Annotated in this window: 15 protein-coding genes and 1 pseudogene; 14 read left to right on the forward strand and 2 right to left on the reverse strand. The window is 60.8% G+C overall.

Annotated features, from left to right (window positions below):
- Window positions 1–9 precede the first annotated feature (9 nt).
- The 14 genes and pseudogenes from H9C73_RS01125 (at window position 10) to H9C73_RS01190 (ending at window position 14,653) form a co-directional block, all read left to right on the forward strand.
- A complete protein-coding gene (locus tag H9C73_RS01125) occupies window positions 10–276 on the forward strand; it encodes a sarcosine oxidase subunit delta (protein ID WP_209285930.1) in 267 nt (88 codons plus the stop codon).
- On the forward strand, window positions 260–3,211 hold the full coding sequence (locus H9C73_RS01130; protein ID WP_209285931.1) for a 2Fe-2S iron-sulfur cluster-binding protein: 2,952 nt from the start codon (window positions 260–262) through the stop codon (window positions 3,209–3,211). The genes H9C73_RS01125 and H9C73_RS01130 overlap by 17 nt, the downstream gene beginning before the upstream one ends.
- Window positions 3,211–3,711, forward strand: a complete 501-nt coding sequence (locus tag H9C73_RS01135) for a hypothetical protein (protein WP_209285932.1) — start codon at window positions 3,211–3,213, stop codon at window positions 3,709–3,711. The genes H9C73_RS01130 and H9C73_RS01135 overlap by 1 nt, the downstream gene beginning before the upstream one ends.
- Window positions 3,708–5,042 carry a type III glutamate--ammonia ligase gene (gene glnT, locus H9C73_RS01140; RefSeq protein WP_209285933.1) on the forward strand — a complete coding sequence of 445 codons (1,335 nt, stop codon included), beginning with the start codon at window positions 3,708–3,710 and terminating at the stop codon, window positions 5,040–5,042. Before H9C73_RS01135 ends, glnT begins: the two co-directional genes overlap by 4 nt.
- A gap of 27 nt (window positions 5,043–5,069) precedes the next feature.
- The gene (locus H9C73_RS01145; protein ID WP_209285934.1) at window positions 5,070–5,975 is read left to right on the forward strand and encodes a class II glutamine amidotransferase; all 906 of its coding nucleotides are present in this window, start codon (window positions 5,070–5,072) and stop codon (window positions 5,973–5,975) included.
- Between the two features lie 23 nt (window positions 5,976–5,998).
- Window positions 5,999–6,682, forward strand: coding sequence for a GltB/FmdC/FwdC-like GXGXG domain-containing protein (locus H9C73_RS01150; RefSeq protein WP_209285935.1), 684 nt, complete (start codon window positions 5,999–6,001; stop codon window positions 6,680–6,682).
- Between the two features lie 24 nt (window positions 6,683–6,706).
- The gene (locus H9C73_RS01155; protein ID WP_209285936.1) at window positions 6,707–8,035 is read left to right on the forward strand and encodes an FMN-binding glutamate synthase family protein; all 1,329 of its coding nucleotides are present in this window, start codon (window positions 6,707–6,709) and stop codon (window positions 8,033–8,035) included.
- 54 nt (window positions 8,036–8,089) lie between these two features.
- On the forward strand, window positions 8,090–8,971 hold the full coding sequence (gene folD / locus H9C73_RS01160; protein ID WP_209285937.1) for a bifunctional methylenetetrahydrofolate dehydrogenase/methenyltetrahydrofolate cyclohydrolase FolD: 882 nt from the start codon (window positions 8,090–8,092) through the stop codon (window positions 8,969–8,971).
- Window positions 8,972–9,135: 164 nt separating this feature from the next.
- Window positions 9,136–10,062, forward strand: coding sequence for a DMT family transporter (locus H9C73_RS01165; RefSeq protein ID WP_328797914.1), 927 nt, complete (start codon window positions 9,136–9,138; stop codon window positions 10,060–10,062).
- A gap of 328 nt (window positions 10,063–10,390) precedes the next feature.
- On the forward strand, window positions 10,391–11,743 hold the full coding sequence (locus H9C73_RS01170) for an ammonium transporter (RefSeq protein ID WP_209285938.1): 1,353 nt from the start codon (window positions 10,391–10,393) through the stop codon (window positions 11,741–11,743).
- A 123-nt stretch (window positions 11,744–11,866) separates the two neighbouring features.
- A pseudogene (locus H9C73_RS01175) lies at window positions 11,867–12,404 on the forward strand (DUF924 family protein).
- 80 nt (window positions 12,405–12,484) lie between these two features.
- Complete coding sequence (locus H9C73_RS01180) at window positions 12,485–12,889, forward strand: VOC family protein (RefSeq protein WP_209285939.1); 405 nt, start codon at window positions 12,485–12,487, stop codon at window positions 12,887–12,889.
- Between the two features lie 131 nt (window positions 12,890–13,020).
- Window positions 13,021–14,007: an acrylyl-CoA reductase (NADPH) gene (gene acuI, locus H9C73_RS01185; RefSeq protein WP_209285940.1), complete on the forward strand. Its 987-nt coding sequence runs from the start codon at window positions 13,021–13,023 to the stop codon at window positions 14,005–14,007.
- A 58-nt stretch (window positions 14,008–14,065) separates the two neighbouring features.
- On the forward strand, window positions 14,066–14,653 hold the full coding sequence (locus H9C73_RS01190) for a peroxidase-related enzyme (protein WP_209285941.1): 588 nt from the start codon (window positions 14,066–14,068) through the stop codon (window positions 14,651–14,653).
- 31 nt (window positions 14,654–14,684) lie between these two features.
- Here H9C73_RS01190 and acuR read toward each other — a convergent pair whose 3' ends face one another.
- Both acuR and H9C73_RS01200 read right to left on the reverse strand, forming a co-directional pair.
- Window positions 14,685–15,338, reverse strand: coding sequence for an acrylate utilization transcriptional regulator AcuR (acuR, locus tag H9C73_RS01195; RefSeq protein ID WP_209285942.1), 654 nt, complete (start codon window positions 15,336–15,338; stop codon window positions 14,685–14,687).
- Between the two features lie 133 nt (window positions 15,339–15,471).
- Window positions 15,472–15,825, reverse strand: a complete 354-nt coding sequence (locus tag H9C73_RS01200) for a RidA family protein (protein ID WP_209285943.1) — start codon at window positions 15,823–15,825, stop codon at window positions 15,472–15,474.
- Between the last annotated feature and the right edge of the window lie 3 nt (window positions 15,826–15,828).

Genomic DNA, 15,828 nt, shown 5'->3' on the forward strand with positions numbered 1-15,828 from the left:
GAGGGGACGATGAAAGTATTCGACTGTCCCGTGATTGGCCCTCGGCCGATCAGCGAATTTGATTACGGCGGTGAAGTCCGCCGCCCGCCGATGGAGGCCGACGCGCCCAGCTGGGCCGCGTATGTGTTCAACCGTCAGGGTGCGCCGGGCCTGCTGCGCGAGTGGTGGTATCACCGCCCGACCGGGCGCTGGTACGTGATGGAGCGCGACACCCTGAAGGATGAAGTGGTGCGGTTTATCGATCTGGAGGAGGTGCGTTATGACATCCCGGCTTGATCCCCAGCCGCTGGAGTGGCTCGACCGCTCCGAGACGCTGAGCTTCGAATTTGAGGGCAAGGCGTTTACCGGCTTCGCCGGTGACAGCATCAGCTCGGCGCTGCTGGCCTCCGGCCAGACCCTGTTGGGCCGCAGCTTCAAATACCACCGTCCACGTGGTGTGGTGACGCTGGCCAACCACGACGTGAACGCGCTGTTCCAGAGCAGCGAGGAGCCTAACATTCGGGGCGATATCACGCCGCTGACGGCGGGCATGTCGCTGACCGCCTGTAACGTCAACGGCAGCCTGGAAAAGGACAGGGACCAGATCATCGGCACACTGTCCCGCTTCCTGCCGGTGGGCTTCTACTACAAGACCTTCCACAACCCGAAGAAGCTGTTTCCGATGTGGGAGCGCGTGATTCGCGAAAAGGCGGGCCTTGGCACCATCGATACCCGCTGGAGTGTCCGTCGTCAGGCGAAGACCTACGGCTTCTGCGATCTGCTGGTGATCGGCGCCGGTGCGTCCGGCATGCAGGCCGCACTGAGCGCCGCCGAACAGGGGCTGGACGTAGTGCTGGTGGACGAGAACCCGCAGATCGGCGGCAGCCTGGATTACCAGCTGGTGAACGAAGCGAACGCCGCGCCGATACGGGAACGTCTGAAAGCAGCGGTACAGAACCACGCCAACATCCGTGTGCTGCCCGCCCATCTGGCCTGTGGCTGGTACACCGATCATTACGTGCCGCTGCTGGGGCCGAACGGCATCATCAAAATGCGCGCCCGTGCCGTGATCAGCGCGACGGGTGTGATGGAGCAGCCGGCGGTGTTTCGCAACAACGACCTGCCCGGCGTGATGATGGCCTCTGCTGCCCAGCGTCTGATCGTGCGTTATGCGGTCAAGCCCGGTCAGCGGGGGGTTGTGCTGACCGCCAACAGCGAGGGCTACCGTGCGGCGCTGGACATGGTCAAGGCCGGTGTTGATGTGGCCGCCGTGATTGATATGGGGTCTGCCAACAGCCGGGGCGTCTGGGCTGATGAGATCCGGCAGCAGGGCATTCGTGTGCTGGAGCAGCATGCGGTCTACGAAGCCAAGGGCAAAAAGCGCCTCACTCAGATCGTGGCTGCGCCTTTTGATGGCCATACCTGTGAACCGAGCAAGGCCTTCGAGATCGATGCCGATCTGCTGCTGATGAGCGTGGGCTGGGCGCCGGCGGCGCAGTTGCTGTATCAGGCGGGTGGTCGTTTGGCCTATGACTCGACTCTGGAGCAGCTACTGCCGCAGGAGCTGCCAGAGGGCATTTTTGCCTGTGGTCGCTTGAACGGCGCCTTCACGCTGGAGCAGCGGCTGGCAGACGGCGAGCGTGCCGGTGCTGAGGCGGCTGTTTTTCTCAAGGATGAGGCTCTGCCGGCAGAGCTGGCCGCCTGCCGTGACCGCGAAGCACACTCCCACCCCTGGCCGATCGTCGATCATCCCGGAGGCAAGAACTTCATCGACTTTGATGAGGATCTGCAGCTCAAGGATCTGGTCAACGCGGCCAAGGAAGGCTTCGACAACATCGAGCTGATGAAGCGTTTCTCTACGGTCGGCATGGGGCCGAGTCAGGGCAAGCACGCCAACATGAACGGTATCCGTGTGCTGGCCGCCGTGACCGGTCGCAGCATCGATCAGACCGGCTCGACCACCGCCCGCCCCATGTTCCACCCGGTGCCGGTGCAGGCGCTGGCCGGCCGGCGTTTCCGCCCGGAGCGGCTGACGGCCATGCATCAGTGGCATCTGGATAACGGTGCCCGGATGATGGAAGCCGGTGCCTGGCTGCGTCCCGAGTACTATTTACCTACCTCAGAAACTGGCGTTTCTGACGCCGCAGGCGCTGGCAACCTGTCGATTCGTGAGCAGGCGATCCTGCGCGAAGTGCAGGCGGTGCGGACCGGACTGGGGCTGATCGACGTGTCCACGCTGGGCAAGATTGAAGTCATGGGGCCGGACGCCGGCAAGCTTCTGGATGGCAGCTACACCATGCGCATGTCCAACATCAAACAGGACATGACCCGTTACGCCCTGATGGTGGACGAAAGTGGAGTGATCGTGGATGACGGAATCGCCGCCCGTGTGGCCGAGGATCGCTTTTACGTCTCTGCTACCACCAGTCATGCGGATGCCACCTTCCGCACCCTGTCCCGCCACATTGTGGAATGGGGGCTGGATGTGCGTCTGGTCAATCGCACCGGTTCGCTGGCGGCGATGAACCTGGCGGGCCCCCATGCCCGGAAATTGCTGGCGCCGCTGACCGACATCGACCTGAGTGAAGAAAACTTCCCCTATCTGGGCTTCAAGGAGGGCAATCTCTGCGATGTGCCCGTGCGTCTGATCCGGGTCGGCTTCGTCGGTGAGCTGGGCTACGAAATCCACCTGCCGGTAGCGTCTGCACAGCGGGTCTGGAACACCCTGATGGAGCAGGGTGCCGAGTACGGGATCCGTCCCTTCGGTGTCGAAGCCCAGCGTGTGCTGCGACTGGAAAAGGGCCACATCATTGTGGGGCAGGATACCGACGGCCTCACCAACCCGTTCGAGGCCAACATGCCCTGGGCGGTCCCGCTCAAAAGCAAACCCTGGTTCACCGGCAAGCCGTCACTGGCGCTGCTCAAGGCGCGCTGCCAGCGCACTCTGCGCGGTTTCATGCTGCCCAAGGGCTACAGCGGTGAACTGCCGAAGGAATGCCATCTGCTGATCGACAGCGGCGACATCGCCGGTCGCATCACCAGTATCGCCTACAGCCCTTCGCTGGGTCGTTACATCGGTCTGGCCATGGTGGACCAGCCGCTGGCCGACAGTGATCGCCTGTATCAGGTGCGGGTCGATTCCGGTGCACTGATCCCCCTCGAACCCTGCGCAACCCCCTTCTACGACGCCGAGGGCAAGCGCCAAACCGTTGATCTGACGGAGGTGGCCTGATGATTGCCTTTCAATTTTACGGCCTGCAACTGAATGAAGTCGAACGGGCCTGCTATCTGCTGACCGGCCCCGAGAGCCGCGATGCTCTGACACATGCTGACCTGCCGGTCCCCGAACAGCTGCTGACTGCCGAGGAGGGCAGCGGTGCCCTGGTCGCACGCACTGGGCGAGATGAATACATGGCGATGCTCAAGGCCGGTGCCTCGGCCCCGCAGAGTGAATGGTGTTTCCGTCGCTACGACAGCCTGTTTGAGCTCAAGGGCGAAGGCTGGATCGAGCTGATGGCTCACCTGTGCCAGTACGACTTCCGCCAGCTCAAGCCGGGAGACTGGCTGATGACCTCCGTCGCCGGGGTCAGCTGCTGGCTGTATCACGAAATCGAGAGCGGCAGTTTGCTGATCGGTGCCGATCCGGGCTACCGCCACTACCTCATTGAAACCTTCAGCGCGGTCCCTGGTGACCTGAGCGCAACTCGAAATCCGACAGGAGGTGCATCATGATGCCCGCAGAGATCGAACGCATTGTCCGCCAGAACGATATCAAGTACGTGCTGGCCCAGTTTGTGGATATCCACGGCGTGGCCAAGACCAAATCGGTCCCGGCCAACTGCCTGATGGATGTAGTGGAAAAGGGCGCGGGCTTTGCCGGTTTCGCGGTCTGGGGTCTGGGCATGGAGCCGCACGGGCCGGATTTCATGGCCCGTGGTGATCTGGATACCTTCAGCGTTGTGCCCTGGCAGCCGGGCTATGCCCGCATCGCCTGTGACGGCTACGTGAATGATGCGCCGCACCCCTACTGCAGCCGCGTGGTGCTCAAGCAGCAACTGGCGCGCCTGGCCGAGAAAGGCTGGACCCTGAACACGGGTGTGGAACCGGAGTTCTCCCTCTTTACCCGGGATGCTCAGGGGGCCCTCAAACCGGTAGACGAGAGCGATGTACTGGACAAGCCCTGCTACGACTACAAGGGCCTGTCTCGCTCCCGCGAGTTTCTGGAACGCCTGGTGGACGCGCTGCAAAAGGTCGATTTCGACGTCTATCAGATCGACCACGAAGACGCCAACGGCCAGTTCGAGATCAACTACACCTACAGTGATGCCCTGACCTCTGCCGATCGTTTCACCTTCGTTCGCATGGCGGCGGGCGAGATCGCCAACGATCTGGATATGGTCTGCTCCTTCATGCCCAAGCCGTCGTCCGACCGCACCGGCAACGGCATGCACTTCCACCTGTCGATCACCGACAAGGACGGCCAGAACCTGTTCCATGACGCCGATGACAGGCATGGCATGGGTCTGTCCAAACTGGCCTATCACTTCACCGCCGGTCTGCTGGCACATGCTCCGGCTCTGTGCGCCTTTGCCGCACCGACGGTGAACTCTTACAAGCGTCTGGTGGTGGGCGGCAACGCCTCGGGTGCCACCTGGGCACCGGCCTATGTCTGCTACGGCGACAACAACCGTTCTGCCATGGTGCGCATCCCCTATGGCCGTCTGGAGTTCCGCCTGCCGGACTCCGGCTGCAACCCCTATCTGGTCACTGCGGCCCTGATCGCCGCCGGCATGGACGGTGTGGAGCGCGAGCTGGATCCGGGCGAGCCGATGAACGTGAACCTGTACAGCCTGAGTTTGGACGAGATCAGGGATAAGGGCGTGGGCATTCTGCCGCAGAACCTGAATGAAGCACTCGATGCGCTGGAAGCGGACACCGTGTTTACCGAAGCACTGGGCAGCGAGATCGTGTCCGAGTTCATCAAGGTGAAGCGCGCCGAGTGGGTGGAATACAGCCGCCATGTATCCGACTGGGAAGTCAGTCACTACGCCGAATTTTTCTGATCCGGTTTTGTTACGAGGAATCTGATTATGTGTGGAATTGTCGGGCTTTATCTGAAGAACCCTGAACTGGAAAGCCGGATCGGCGAGCTGTTCAAACCGATGCTGATCGCCATGACCGAGCGCGGTCCCGACAGCGCCGGCTTCGCCATCTACGGTGACGAAGTGGGCGATGACTGGATCAAACTGACCCTGCGCCATCCGGAAACGGACTATGACTGGGAAGCGCTGGCCACCCGCCTGAAAACGGAACTGCTGCTGGAGCTGAACTGGTTTCAGAACGCCAGCGTGGCCGTGTTCAAGGTACGCGGCGAAGAAGCCGCGCTGCGTGAATGGCTGGCGGAAGAAGCACCGGACGTGCTGATCCTGAGCGTGGGGCAGTCGATTGAAATCCTGAAGGAAGTGGGGCTGCCGGAGAAGATCGCCGACACCTTCAACCTGGACGGCATGCAAGGCAGTCACATCATTGGTCATACCCGCATGGCCACCGAGTCCGCGGTCACCATGGAGGGCAGCCATCCCTTCTCCACCGGCATGGACCTCTGCCTGGTGCACAACGGCTCCCTCTCCAACCACAACCGCCTGCGCGAGAACCTTAAGCGCGAGGGGATCAACTTCGAAACCGAGAACGACTCCGAGGTGGCGGCGGGCTACCTGACCTGGCGTCTCAAGCAGGGCGACAGCCTGAAGGACGCGCTGGAGCATGCACTGGAAGATCTGGACGGATTTTTCACCTTCACTATCGGCACCCGCGACGGCTTCGCCGTGATGCGTGATCCCATTGCCTGCAAGCCGGCCGTGCTGGCCGAGACCGATGACTACGTGGCCATGGCGTCCGAATATCAGGCGCTGACCACCCTGCCGGGTATCGAAAACGCCAGGGTCTGGGAGCCGGAGCCGGCCACTTTCTATGTCTGGGAACGCAGCAGCCACTGAGCCTGAGTCGAGGAGAAACAACGATGAAAACGATTGATCTGGCTGAATCCAGCATCCGTGAATTGAACCAGGCGCTGCATGACCAGGCCACCGAGTGCACCGAACGTGAATGGGCGGTGTTGAACCCCAGGGGGCAGCACAATATCGCCTGCGGGCTGGACCAGAATCTGGCCGTGGATATTCAGGGTCACGCCGGGTACTTCTGCGCCGGCATGAACAAGAAAGCCCATGTGGTGGTGCACGGCAACGTGGGCCAGGGCGTGGCCGAGAACATGATGTCCGGCACCGTGCGCGTCAAGGGCGATGCCTCTCAGGCCGCGGGTGCTACCGCGCATGGCGGGCTGCTGGTGATCGAGGGTAACGCCGGTGCCCGTTGCGGCATCTCCATGAAAGGCGTGGATATCGTGGTCAAGGGCAGCATCGGCCACATGAGCTGCTTCATGGGCCAGTCCGGATCGCTGGTGGTCTGCGGTGATGCCGGCGATGCGCTGGGCGACTCCATGTACGAGGTGCACATCTACGTGAAGGGGAAGGTGAAGTCACTGGGCGCGGACTGCACCGAGAAAGAGATGCGGCCCGAGCATATCGACGAGCTGACCGAGCTGCTGAACCGCGCGGGTGTGGATGAAGACCCGAGGTCTTTCAAGCGCTACGGGTCAGCACGTGAGCTGTACAACTTCAAAGTCGACAACGCGGATGCGTACTAAGCCTGAGTGAACGAGGATTCGATTATGAGCAACGATATCAATGTAAACCCGGGCCTGCGCGAGTCAGCCACCTTTGACCGCACGACCATGGCCGAGATTCGCCGTGCTGCGGACACCGGTATCTACGACATCCGCGGTTTCGGCGCTAAGCGCAAGCTGCCGCATTTTGATGACCTGCTGTTCCTCGGTGCCTCCATGTCACGCTACCCGCTGGAGGGCTACCGCGAGAAGTGCAACACCCGGGTCACCCTCGGCACCCGTTTTGCCAAGAAGCCGATCGTGATCGAGACCCCGGTTACCATCGCCGGCATGAGCTTTGGTGCGCTGTCGGCCAACGCCAAGGAGGCACTGGGCCGTGGCGCATCCATGGTGGGCACCTCCACCACCACCGGTGACGGCGGCATGACCCCGGAAGAGCGGGGCCAGTCCAGCAAGCTGGTGTACCAGTACCTGCCGTCCCGTTACGGCATGAACCCGGACGACCTGCGCAAGGCGGATGCCATTGAAGTGGTGCTGGGGCAGGGTGCCAAGCCGGGCGGTGGCGGCATGTTGCTGGGCCAGAAGATCACCGATCGTGTGGCGCAGATGCGGACCCTGCCCAAGGGGATCGACCAGCGCTCCGCCTGCCGTCATCCGGACTGGACCGGCCCGGACGATCTGGCGATCAAGATTCAGGAACTGCGCGAAATCACCGACTGGCAGGTGCCGATCTACATCAAGGTGGGCGCGACCCGTACCTACTACGATGTAAAGCTGGCGGTGAAGGCCGGTGCCGATGTGATCGTGGTCGACGGCATGCAGGGGGGCACTGCGGCGACTCAGGATGTGTTCATCGAACATGTGGGTATCCCGACGCTGGCAGCCATTCCGCAGGCGGTGCAGGCATTGCAGGAGATGGGCATGCACCGTAAGGTGCAGCTCATCGTCTCCGGTGGTATCCGCAACGGTGCCGACGTGGCCAAGTGCATGGCGCTGGGGGCAGATGCGGTGGCAATCGGCACCGCGGCACTGGTTGCGCTGGGGTGTAACGACCCGAAATGGAGCGCTGACTACGAAAAGATCGGCTCGGCCGCCGGTTACTATGATGATTATCAGGAAGGCAAGGACCCGGCCGGCATCTCCACGCAGGACCCGGAGCTGTCCCGGCGTCTGGACCCGGTGGAAGGTGGTCGCCGTCTGGCCAACTACCTGCGCGTGCTGACACTGGAAGCTCAGACCCTGGCCCGTGCCTGTGGCAAGAATGACCTGCGCAACCTGGAACCGGAAGATCTGGTGGCATTGACGGTTGAATCCGCTGCCATGGCGCGTGTGCCGCTGGCGGGGACTACCTGGATTCCCGGACAGCAGTTTTGATGCGTAAATCGAGGCGGGGCTGCCCCCGCCTTTTCGACTAGAAAGGAGACAAGCGTGAACCAACCGCTGAACCTTAACGACAAGCGGATCGATGGAAAAGCCGTCGCGGCACAATTGCGCCAAACGATAGCAGCTCAGGTGGCCGAGCGGGTCGCAGCGGGCAAGGCCCGTCCCGGCTTGGCTGTGGTGCTGGTGGGCGAGGATGCGGCATCTCAGGTCTACGTGCGCAGCAAGGTGAGAGCCTGTGAGGAAGCCGGCATTATCTCCCGCAACTACAGCCTGCCGGTCGAGACGACGCAGGAAGAGTTGCTGGCGCTGATCGACAGCCTCAATGCCGATCCGGTGATCCACGGCATACTGGTTCAGCTCCCGCTGCCGCCTCAGATCGAGGTGCAGGCGGTGATCGAGCGGATCGATCCGGCCAAGGACGTGGACGGTTTCCACCCCTACAACCTCGGTCGTCTGGCGGGCAAGTCCCCGACACTGCGCCCCTGTACCCCCTACGGCTGCATGCGCCTGCTCGAGGCCTACGGCATCGACCCTGTGGGTAAAAAAGCCGTGGTGGTCGGTGCATCCAACATCGTGGGCCGTCCGGTGGCACTGGAACTGCTGATGGCGCGAGCCACCGTCACCGTGTGCCATTCCAAAACCGCTGACCTGCCGGCAGAGCTGGCGCAGGCGGATATCGTGATTGCGGCGGTGGGTATTCCCGCGTTCATCAAGGGCGAATGGCTCAAGCCGGGTGCCGTGGTGATCGATGTGGGCATCAACCGGCTGGACGATGGCCGCCTGGTGGGCGATGTGGAATATGAAAGCGCCAGTGAAAAAGCTTCTGCCATTACCCCGGTGCCCGGTGGTGTGGGGCCGATGACCATCGCCTGCCTGCTGCAGAACACGCTGGAGGCCTGCGAAGCGATGGAAGCCTCGGCCGGCTAGGTTCTCTTTCGGACAGGGGGCGAACAGAGCCTTTGCCCCCATCTACTGCTGCAGTTCGAGAGCCAGTCATAAAAACACACCTTCAATCATTGCTGGGTTACACTGCCTCAAGGGTTCTGCGGCCATGCAGAGCCTTTTTGCGTTCTTATTCGAGGAGAGCTGTAGTGCCCCTGTTCCCGGACATGGAAGTCAAATCGCGCGCCAACCTGATCGGCATTCTCTGGATGACGCTGGCGATGGCCTGTTTTGCGCTGGAAGATGCGCTCATCAAGGGGGCGACCCAGTCGCTGCAAAGTGGGCAGGTGATCCTGATGTTCGGTATCGGCGGTGCACTGTTTTTCTGGCTGGGACTGCTGTGGCGCAAGGAACCGATACTGGTTGCCATGCGCTCGCCCGTGATGCGGCTGCGGATGCTGCTGGAAGTGGTCGGACGCATGTTCTATTTCCTGGCGCTGGCGTTAACGCCACTGTCGTCCACCACTGCGATCCTGCAGGCCACGCCCGTTGTGGTGGTATTGGGCGCCGCCATATTCTTTGGTGAGCAGGTGACCCTGAGGCGCTGGCTGGCAATCATCACCGGCCTGATTGGCGTGCTGATTATTCTGCAGCCCAGCGGGGAGGATTTCTCGCCGCTGTCCATACTGGCGGTGATCGGGCTGATCGGATTTGCGGGGCGTGATCTGGCCAGCCGGGCGGCGCCGGTTTCCTTCAGTACCTTTGCACTCGGGTTTTACGGCTTTGTTGCGATCATTATTGCGGGCGGAATGGTCTCGATCTGGAACGGTACTCTGCCGGTCTGGCCCCAAAACGATGCGGCCCTTTCGCTCGTGGGGGCCACCGTCTTTGGCGTGATCGCTTATATGGCACTGATGAAGGCGATGCGAACGGGGGACGTGTCGACGGTCACACCCTTTCGATATTCCCGACTGCTATTCGGCGTGGCGCTGGGGTATTTCGTATTCAACGAGCCGCTGAGCCCCTCTTTCTGGGTGGGGAGTCTGGTAATTGTGGGGTCTGGCCTGTTCGTGATGGGGCGCAGAAAGCAACTGCCACGGCCTGTCTGTACGCAGGGAAATGAAAGCTCCGGCTGACCTGCACGCCTGAAAAAATCGCCGTCGCATCCAGCTCGGGGCCTTTTCAGGCCCCGCTTGTGTCTTCAATCCGGCTCACTTCCCTTATCCACACTGCCGGTATGCCCTCTTATGGCCCCTGTGCACTCCCGGTTGCTTCATTTTTGTACACCGGGGCAGGGCGCGTCACAGTAAATGAAGAAATTACACATATAAAACAGATAGTTGTAAAACTGGCCCGGCCTTTGCTTATTCATTGCAGGAAACAAAATATCCTTTTGGGAAAAGTCAGCAATGCCCTTGTAAGGCGCAGCTGACCGGGAAACCAAATCACCTTCGGGAGAATGATATGGACAGCATGGTGCTGGAACTGGGGTACGCCCTGGATACGTTTTACTTCTTGATGTGTACCGCACTGGTCATGTGGATGGCGGCAGGTTTCGCCATGCTTGAGGCCGGTCTGGTGCGGGCCAAAAACACGGTCGAAATTCTGAACAAGAACGCCCTGCTCTACGGGGTGGCCTGTATCGTCTATCTGCTGGTGGGCTACAACGTGATGTACCCCGCCAACCCGATCAGCTCGGTGATTCCGGGCATCGATTTCCTGCTCGGTGCCGACAACACCACTGAATCTGTCGTAGCGGGCGGCGATGACGCGCCGTACTACTCCGGCATGGCTGATTTCATCTTCCAGGCGGTATTCGCGGCGGCCACCATGTCCATCGTGTCCGGTGCCGTGGCCGAGCGCATGAAGCTCTGGCCGTTCCTGACCTTCGCCGTCGTCATGGTTGCCGTGATCTACCCGGTGGAAGGTTACTGGAAGTGGGGCGGCGGCTTCCTGGATCAGCTGGGCTTCCAGGACTTCGCAGGCTCTGTGGTTGTGCACATGGCCGGTGCTGCGGCGGCGCTGGCAGCGGTCATCCTGGTTGGTCCGCGCAAGGGCAAATACGGCAAGAACGGTGAAGTGCGCGCCATTCCGGGTGCCAACCTGCCGATGGCTACACTGGGCATGTTCATCCTGTGGATGGGCTGGTTCGGCTTCAACGGCGGCTCCGAGCTGAAGATCGCCAACGTGGAAGAAGCCAACGCGGTGGCCAAGATCTTCGTCAACACCAACGCAGCGGCGGCGGCCGGTATGGTCGTTGCGGCCCTGTTTGCCCGCGCCCTGTTCGGCAAGACCGACCTGACCATGACCATCAACGGGGCATTGGCCGGTCTGGTCGCGATCACCGCTGAACCGCTGATGCCGTCTGCAGGTCTGGCCTCCATCATCGGTGCCATCGGTGGCCTAGTGGTTGTCGCGTCCGTCCTGGCGCTGGACAAGCTGAAACTGGACGACCCGGTGGGTGCCATCTCCGTCCACGGCTCTGCCGGTATCTGGGGTATCTTCGCGGTACTTCTGAGCAACGACAGCGCGACCTTCACCGGTCAGCTGATCGGCATGGCTGCCACCTTCGCCTGGATGTTCACCGCCAGCTTTATCGTCCTGCTGGTGATCAAGGCGGTCATGGGACTGCGCGTCACCGACGAAGAAGAAATGGAAGGCATGGATGTCAGCGAATGCGGCATGCAGGCCTACCCGGAATTCGGTCCTGGTCACACTTCAATGGGTCTGAGCAGCGGACCGGGTTCGTCTGGCAAAGAGCCGGAAGAGCAGATGATTCCGGCGTATCAGGCCAGCCAGGCGACCAGCAAGACTTGATAGTTCTCCAGAGACAAAAGGCCCTTCGGGGCCTTTTTTTTGTCTGGAATTCAGGTCGGAACCTCGGCTTTGCCCCAACCTCTGAATATATGCTCTATATTGAGGCGTAAATGGAGCGGCAGAATGTTCAACGAAGTCATGGATTTCTGGTTTAACGAGCTGGAGCCCAGGCAATGGTGGCAGAAGGACGAGGATCATGGATTCCATGATCCGGAACCGTTTTGGCGATCTTCATCGCCAGGCTAAAGCCGGCGAGCTGTTTGCATGGCGGGAAACAGCGCTTGGGAGCCTCGCCGAGGTTATCGTGCTGGATCAGTTTTCTCGCAATATCTTTCGTGACACGCCAAGTGCATTTGCCAGTGATTCTATGGCGCTTGCCCTGGCGCAATGTGCAATCTCCAAAGGCCTGGACCGACAGCTATCGGATGTGCAGCGCTCTTTCTTGTATATGCCATTTATGCACAGCGAGTCCAGGTTGATTCATGTCGAGGCCGTTAAGCTCTATAAAGCCTTGGGCATTCAAAATAATCTGGATTTTGAGTACAAGCATAAGGTCATTATTGACCGATTTGGCCGTTATCCACACAGAAATACGATTCTGGGGCGGGAGTCCACTGAAGAAGAGCAAGCGTTCCTTAAGCAGCCCAATTCGGGGTTCTAAGAGCCCAGCATACAAAGTGCGGATATGCGGCGTACCGCCACTGAGGCAACGCAAGTTTCTACCGGGCAGGGAAGGACAGTATGAAACCGAAAATCAGTATTATCACGCTTGGAGTGGATGATCTTGATCGCGCCACGCGTTTTTATGCCGAAGGTCTGGGGCTGCCGAAGTACGTTTTCGACGGTGGCGATATCTCCTTTTTCAGTCTGGAAGGCACCTGGCTGGCGCTCTATCCGCGGGAGGCGTTGGCGAAAGATATCGGAATAGCCGTATCGGATCAGGCCGGTTTTTCCGGCATTACGCTGGCTCACAATGTTGCCAGTAAATCAGAGGTGGATGCTGTTCTCAAACAGGCAGTCTCCGCTGGTGCGGTGCTCGTCAAACCGGCGGCGGAGGCTTTCTGGGGCGGTTATTCCGGTTACTTCCAGGACCCGGAGGGGCATTACTGGGAAGTCGCGTACAACCCCTACGAGGATCTGACCTGACAGATGTGCACAAATCACAATTAGCAGCCAGAATGTGTGGACACCGAGACTTTTTTATGGGATTAATTAGACGGTCGTCTAATTAATCGGGCCGGCTTGCGGCCGCTAACGTTCAGCATGCAGGAGGAACCATGTTCAAGGCTATCGTACTCGACAAGGTAGAAGATCAGCAGACCGTTGCATTCAAGGAGCTGGACGAAGCCCAGCTGCCCGAGGGTGATGTAACCGTGCGGGTGGCGTACACCACCATGAACTACAAGGACGCGCTGGCGTTGACCGGCAGTGCGCCGATTGCCAAAAGCTACCCCATGGTGCCGGGCATCGACTTTTCCGGCGTGGTTGAGGCATCTGACAACCCCGACTTCAAGCCGGGCGATCAGGTGGTCCTGAACGGCTGGGGTGTGGGTGAGAAGCACTGGGGCGGCCTGTCCGAGAAGGCGCGTGTGCCGGGAGAGTGGCTGGTGCCGTTGCAGGCGCCGTTTACCCAGCGTCAGGCGATGGGGCTGGGGACTGCCGGCTATACGGCGATGCTCTGTGTGCTGGCGCTGGAGAAGCAGGGTGTTAAGCCCGAAGACGGTCCGATTCTGGTGACCGGTGCTGCCGGCGGTGTCGGCAGTGTAGCCGTGGCTGTGCTGGCCAAGCTGGGGTACGAAGTGGCGGCCATGACCGGGCGTCCGGAAGAGGCCGACTTCCTCAAGATGCTGGGTGCCTCCAGCATCGTGGACCGAGCCGAGTACAGCGAGAAAGGCCGTCCGCTGGCGAAAGAGCAGTGGGCCGGTGCCATCGATGTGGCCGGTGGTCAGGTGCTGGCCAACGTCTGTGCGGCGATGAAATACCGTGGTGTAGTGGCGGCCTGTGGTCTGGCGGCCGGTATGGGCTTCCCGGCGACGGTTGCGCCCTTCATTCTGCGCGGCGTTACGCTGGTGGGTGTGGACAGCGTGATGGCGCCCAAGGCTGAGCGTCTGCAGGCCTGGAAGCGTCTGGCTGAGGATCTGGATATCAACAAGCTGGAAAACCTGATCGCCGAAGTGCCGTTTGAGCAGGTGATTGATCAGGCGCCGCTGATGATGAAAGGCCAGATCCGTGGCCGCATCGTGGTGCCGGTGGCCGGCGAATAATGCATCGGGTGCAGAGCCCGTCTGACTGAATGCGTTTCATCAACAAGGAGTTGTCACCATGAGTGAACAGCAGCAGGCTGCCATCAGCCGTTTCCCGGTGCCGGAGTTGTCGGAGATGCCGGAGGATATCCGCGACCGTATTCTGGCCGTGCAGGAGAAGGCGGGGTTTGTGCCCAATGTTTTTCTGGTGCTGGCGCACCGACCGGAGGAGTTTCGAGCCTTCTTTGCCTACCACGATGCCCTGATGGACAAGCCGGGCAACCTGACGCAGGCCGAGCGTGAAATGATCGTGGTCGCCACCAGCAACCTGAACCAGTGTCAGTACTGTGTGGTGGCCCACGGTGCCATTTTGCGGGTGCGGGCCAAGGATCCGCTGATTGCGGATCAGGTCGCGGTGAATTACCGCAAGGCCGATATCAGCGCGCGTCAGAAGGCGATGCTGGACTTTGCCGTGAAGGTGTCCATGCAGGCCTACGCGGTGGGTGAAGAGGATTTCGCTACCCTGAAGGAACACGGCTTTGACGAGGAGGATATCTGGGATATTGCCGGTATCGCGTCGTTCTTCGGCCTGTCCAACCGCATGGCCAATGTGACCAGCATGCGCCCGAATGACGAGTTCTACAGCCTCGGTCTCCAGCCCCGCTGAGTGTATCGGCAGCGCCGGGAGAGCTGAGGCTTCAGCGCCCGGCGTGTGCCTGCAGTAACTGGAAAAAGCCTTCGGTAAACCGCTCCAGCGGTTCGGAGGAGGCTTCCAGCTTGGCCCGAAGAACCGCCCCTTCCCAACCGGTCCAGAACCATTCGGCCAACTGGTCCGGGTCCAGCGTGGCGGCCACTTCTCCACAGGCCTGGGCATCGCGCAGGCAACTGGCGGTACGCGCCTGCCAGTCTTCAAACACTTCTTTCAGCTGTGCCCGAAATGACTCCGGCAACAGGCTCATCTCCTGTCCCAGATTGCCGATCAGGCAGCCTCGTCTGAAATCGTGGCGGGCCATGCCCTGACTGGCATCCTGCACGAAATGGCGGATACGCGTCAGCGGCGACAGGCTGTCGTCCAGCAGAAAACGGTCGAGCTTGCGTGCGAAATACAGGCCATAGGCGCTGATCAGCTCCTGCCCGAACACTTCCTTGCTTTTGAAGTAGTGATAGAACGAGCCCTTGGGAACCCCCACCGAGCGCAGGATTTCGTCGATGCCGACGGAGCTGTAACCCTTTTCGGTCAGCACGGCGAGTCCGGCCTGAATCAGGGCGTTGCGGGTTTCGGCATAGGGGCGTGCACTGTCCTTGGGGGGACGGCCACGGCGGCGGGGACGGTCGGGCGTATGGGTGCTCATAAGGACTCGGCTGACAACAACTGCCCGAATTATCGGAACAATTAGACCGGGTGTCTAGTTTTTGTGCAGAGGATAGACAGGCGATAAACGGAGAGGAAAAATGGCAGGCCCTTGCCGAGCCTGCCCAATGTCATCAGGCCTTCACGGCGGCTATGACGGACACTTCAACCAGCAGCTCCGGGCTGGCCATGCGCGCTTCCACGCAGGCACGGGCCGGGGCGTGGCCTTCAGGTACCCAGGCATCCCAGACAGCGTTCATGGCAGCAAAATCCTTCATGTCGCGCAGGTAAACGGTGGCAGACAGGATGTGTTCACGGTCGCTGTTGACCGATTCCAGCAGAGCATCGACCTTGGCCAGCATGGTTTCAGTCTGGCCGGTGATGTCGGCAGTGCGGTCTTCGGCGACCTGTCCACACAGATAAACGGTGTTGTTGTGGACAACGGCGCGGCTCATGCGTTTCGCGGTTTCATGGCGCGTAATGGACATGGG

The organism is Marinobacterium alkalitolerans, assembly GCF_017776525.1.
Lineage (GTDB): Bacteria > Pseudomonadota > Gammaproteobacteria > Pseudomonadales > Balneatricaceae > Marinobacterium > Marinobacterium alkalitolerans.

What these genes read in the sequence shown, in the direction of transcription:
- H9C73_RS01125 (WP_209285930.1), top strand. Translation starts at nt 10, where the DNA reads ATGAAAGTATTCGACTGTCCCGTGATTGGCCCTCGGCCGATCAGCGAA.
- H9C73_RS01130 (WP_209285931.1), top strand. Translation starts at nt 260, where the DNA reads ATGACATCCCGGCTTGATCCCCAGCCGCTGGAGTGGCTCGACCGCTCC.
- H9C73_RS01135 (WP_209285932.1), top strand. Translation starts at nt 3,211, where the DNA reads ATGATTGCCTTTCAATTTTACGGCCTGCAACTGAATGAAGTCGAACGG.
- glnT (WP_209285933.1), top strand. Translation starts at nt 3,708, where the DNA reads ATGATGCCCGCAGAGATCGAACGCATTGTCCGCCAGAACGATATCAAG.
- H9C73_RS01145 (WP_209285934.1), top strand. Translation starts at nt 5,070, where the DNA reads ATGTGTGGAATTGTCGGGCTTTATCTGAAGAACCCTGAACTGGAAAGC.
- H9C73_RS01150 (WP_209285935.1), top strand. Translation starts at nt 5,999, where the DNA reads ATGAAAACGATTGATCTGGCTGAATCCAGCATCCGTGAATTGAACCAG.
- H9C73_RS01155 (WP_209285936.1), top strand. Translation starts at nt 6,707, where the DNA reads ATGAGCAACGATATCAATGTAAACCCGGGCCTGCGCGAGTCAGCCACC.
- H9C73_RS01170 (WP_209285938.1), top strand. Translation starts at nt 10,391, where the DNA reads ATGGACAGCATGGTGCTGGAACTGGGGTACGCCCTGGATACGTTTTAC.
- H9C73_RS01180 (WP_209285939.1), top strand. Translation starts at nt 12,485, where the DNA reads ATGAAACCGAAAATCAGTATTATCACGCTTGGAGTGGATGATCTTGAT.
- acuI (WP_209285940.1), top strand. Translation starts at nt 13,021, where the DNA reads ATGTTCAAGGCTATCGTACTCGACAAGGTAGAAGATCAGCAGACCGTT.
- H9C73_RS01190 (WP_209285941.1), top strand. Translation starts at nt 14,066, where the DNA reads ATGAGTGAACAGCAGCAGGCTGCCATCAGCCGTTTCCCGGTGCCGGAG.
- acuR (WP_209285942.1), bottom strand. Translation starts at nt 15,338, where the DNA reads ATGAGCACCCATACGCCCGACCGTCCCCGCCGCCGTGGCCGTCCCCCC.
- H9C73_RS01200 (WP_209285943.1), bottom strand. Translation starts at nt 15,825, where the DNA reads ATGTCCATTACGCGCCATGAAACCGCGAAACGCATGAGCCGCGCCGTT.